Annotated in this window: 4 protein-coding genes; all 4 read right to left on the bottom strand. The window is 58.6% G+C overall.

Annotated elements, in window-relative coordinates; all coding sequences use genetic code 11:
- A partial coding sequence (locus tag V7Z98_RS17750; RefSeq protein ID WP_334159419.1) for a TrbI/VirB10 family protein occupies positions 1 to 1,152 on the bottom strand: 1,152 nt, incomplete at its 3' end.
- Positions 1,149 to 2,021 carry a TrbG/VirB9 family P-type conjugative transfer protein gene (locus tag V7Z98_RS17745; protein WP_334159417.1) on the bottom strand — a complete coding sequence of 291 codons (873 nt, stop codon included), beginning with the start codon at positions 2,019 to 2,021 and terminating at the stop codon, positions 1,149 to 1,151. The genes V7Z98_RS17745 and V7Z98_RS17750, both read right to left, overlap by 4 nt.
- Positions 2,018 to 2,752, bottom strand: a complete 735-nt coding sequence (locus V7Z98_RS17740; RefSeq protein WP_334159416.1) for a virB8 family protein — start codon at positions 2,750 to 2,752, stop codon at positions 2,018 to 2,020. Before V7Z98_RS17740 ends, V7Z98_RS17745 begins: the two co-directional genes overlap by 4 nt.
- A 37-nt stretch (positions 2,753 to 2,789) precedes the next feature.
- Positions 2,790 to 3,160: hypothetical protein (locus V7Z98_RS17735; RefSeq protein ID WP_334159414.1), on the bottom strand; the 371-nt coding region annotated here is incomplete at its 5' end.

Here is a 3,160-nt window from a genome sequence, read left to right as displayed (position 1 = left end):
GATGGTCGGCGGGATGTTCACGCTGTTTTCCACGGCAATGGCTGCGGCATCGTTGGCCGCGTTACTGGTGTTCTGGTAGCGGTTGTTGTTGGACGTGGCCGCCACCGCGTCGTCCACCATGCTCAGCAGCAGGGCAGAGCCAAAGCGTTGCCAGAAGTGGTTGCGCACCTTGCCGGTAATGCCGCTCTGTCCCATCCCATCCGTTGCCGGGCTGTCCACGTTCAACGTGATGCCGTTGGGCGTCCTGATCCGAGTCCACAGGACAAAGGCCCGCGTGACGCCAGGCTTCACTTGCCCGGTCTGGTAGACACCGGATACGACCGAACCCCGCTCGGCCATCACGAAACGACCATCGGCCGAATAGATCGGCTCGCTCAGCATGCAGCTGGCGAAGCCAGCGAGCTGCGAATTGAACCCTGTACGGAGCACACACCGCGCAATGGTGCCCTGGGGCACCATGAAGGAGGGGGCAGCGCCCATCGTCGCACTGGCCGGTTCGTAACGGTCGGCTTTCAACTGCTCACTCAATCGCTGCCCACCGCCGGCGGGCTGCTGCTGTGCGGCGTTGCCTCCGGCTGAATTCAGTGCAGCCAGCATCGCCGCTTCGTACGGATCTTGGGCGTCGTCTGCCGTGGCTTGCGCACCGGCAGCATGGCCAGGTGCTGCAACAACACCCGTTTCCTCATAAGCAAGCACCGGGGCATGTTGGCGGCGGGCTCTGGCATCTTCCTCCGGCGTCGGTTTCTGCGGGTTCTCTCCATCGTTGCCATTCTGGCTTCCCACCCCGTTCTGACTGGCCACGCTGGTGGCGCTACTGGCTGCCGGCGCGGCAGCGTCCGGCGAGGCGGCATCTGTTGCTTCATCGGGCGTGCTGCCGGGTGGGGGATTATTCCGGGCTTCCTTGACGAAATCGGGGACGTCCTTGACGTCAGTGTCGTGCACGTCGCTTGTGTTCGAGCCCCGTCCTTCTTCAGCCTGTTCGGTTTTTTCGGCGGCGCGGGTGGTCATCACTTTCTTGAAAACAAGAAAGCCAATACCGCAAGCCAACACCAAAAACAGGCTGCCGGCCGCCAGAAGCTTCAGTTTCTTGCTTGTGCCAGACGACGCCTTGAGCGTCGGGATGCCGCGATCTTCTATGGCCGGCTGGTTCATTTCTCACCCTTGAAAATGCGAAGAAACCCATGTCGGGTGGAGCCGGAGCCATCCACATCGTCATTGATCGGGGCGGTATCCGTCCCCTTGTTGATGACGCAGGATTCGGCCTTGCCGAAGCGAGTAATGAACTTCGTGGCTGTCTCCATCACGATCATCGTTCGGCTATCAGCCTCTCCGTCCCCTTCCTGACCACCCATGCGGAAATTGACCATTGCCTCCTGACCATCCGGAAGCACGGTATCCACCACGGGCAGGGCTTGGCCGGGCCGGAATTTCATGTACGTGAATCGGCCATCGTCCCACACCGCAATCGGGTTGATTTCCGAATTGCGGCGGCATGCTTCATACCGCGAATTTCGGACAGGCGTGGTTGACTTGAGAGCCGCGCGGATTTCCTTTGCTGTTGCGTCTTTTTTCTGCGCGGTGGCCTTGATTCCGGGGTTCTCCGGGTAGTTGAAGACCATGAAAAAAACCATGTCCTGGTCAGGGAGCTTTTCCTTCGGAAGCACATCGACCAGGAATTGGTACGGACGCTTGTTCGTGATGACAGAGATGTTCGTGCGCCCTTCGGGCTCGCGTGGCTTGATCCCCAAGTGGTTGTCGCGCGGGGCAATTTCCCATGCAAGCGAATCGCCAGTGAAAACAGACACCACTCGTTCGTCAGACTCGAACTGAATGTCGATCGAGTAGCCAAGTGCTTGCTTGAGGGATACGACGGCCAGCGGGTTGTACTCCACGATCCGGACACGCGGATCGAAGCGGGATTTCACCTCGCGTTGATTTTCGTCCAGAGGAAATGCCATTGCAGAGACGGCACTTCCCATCCCGACAAGCAGGGAAAACACAAGCATTTGCTTCGGCATCATGGTGCATCCACCTTGGCCGCGCCGGGCGTTGTCTCGTCACGGTTGTAGTGCGTGACAATGAACCCCAGCGGGTTGCGAGTGCGGGCCGATACGGTCATGTTCTTCGTGACGTACTTGTACTCGATGACCGCAATCCAGGTGGACGGGGCCGGTGACTTTGAAGCGTTGCGCACGGTGCGCTTGAAGTGCACCTGTGCAGAGCCTTTGCCCGTGAACACGATGGCGGTGATTTCGACCATGACGTGCCCATTGGGGTACTGCACCAAGGGACTCAACGGGCTTGATTTGGGGTCGATCCATCCGATGTATTGTTTCATGACCTCGGGGGAGGACATGATCTGGACTTGCTCGAAGTTGTAGTCGATGGTCGCGTCGCTGAATTCCTCGCGCGAGCGCACATAGGTCGCTATGAAGTTCTTGTCCAATGCCTCGCCATAGGTCAATTCCTCTGGCTTGACCTTGACCAGCTCGGTGACGGTGCCGGCTTCCCGATTGACGGAAAGCGCGTACGGCTGCACTTCTCGCTTGTCCATGATCACGTAGGCGCTGATGGCCAAGGCCACACCCGCGAAAACAAGCCCCGCGAGGAACGTGATCGCGCCGCGCTTTTGCATGGCTGCAGCGTCGTCCATGATCCTTTGATCGAAGGTCTTGGCGTGCTCCAACATCGCTCTGCTGTAGGCATCCAGCGATGCATCCGCTGCATTTCCACGGCTCTGTTCTTCATCCATCCCGGTGTTCTCTCTGTGGTTCTCTGGTGTTGTTTATTTACTTCTCGCCGATGCCATTTTTTGACCTGGCTCCTCGTAGTAGGGCCGAGGTGTAATCCTTGTGCGATTGAAATGCCGATCTGTATCCGACTTTTCCGGATCTTGGGTCGCGGTGAAATTCGCCGCCAAGGAATTCGCCAACACCTTTCTGAATGCCGCCGGTCATTGCCGCTTTGCCCACTTTCATCGCACTGGAGACGGGCTTGGTTGCAATCGATGCAGCGCGGCTGGCAACGCCGCCCAGTCCAAGCGATATGCCGCCAACCAGCGACGAACTTATGTCGTCTGCTTTCAAGAGGAGCCCAATTGCAATTGCGAATACGAAAAGGCTTCTGATACCCACGCTCAGCGCGTTGGCAAGCTCTTCCG

It is taken from the genome of Oryzomicrobium sp. (assembly GCF_036820405.1).
In the GTDB taxonomy this organism is placed as follows: Bacteria; Pseudomonadota; Gammaproteobacteria; order Burkholderiales; family Rhodocyclaceae; genus Oryzomicrobium.
Note: the sequence above shows the minus strand (reverse complement) of the source record. Positions and strands in the feature narration are given on the sequence as shown.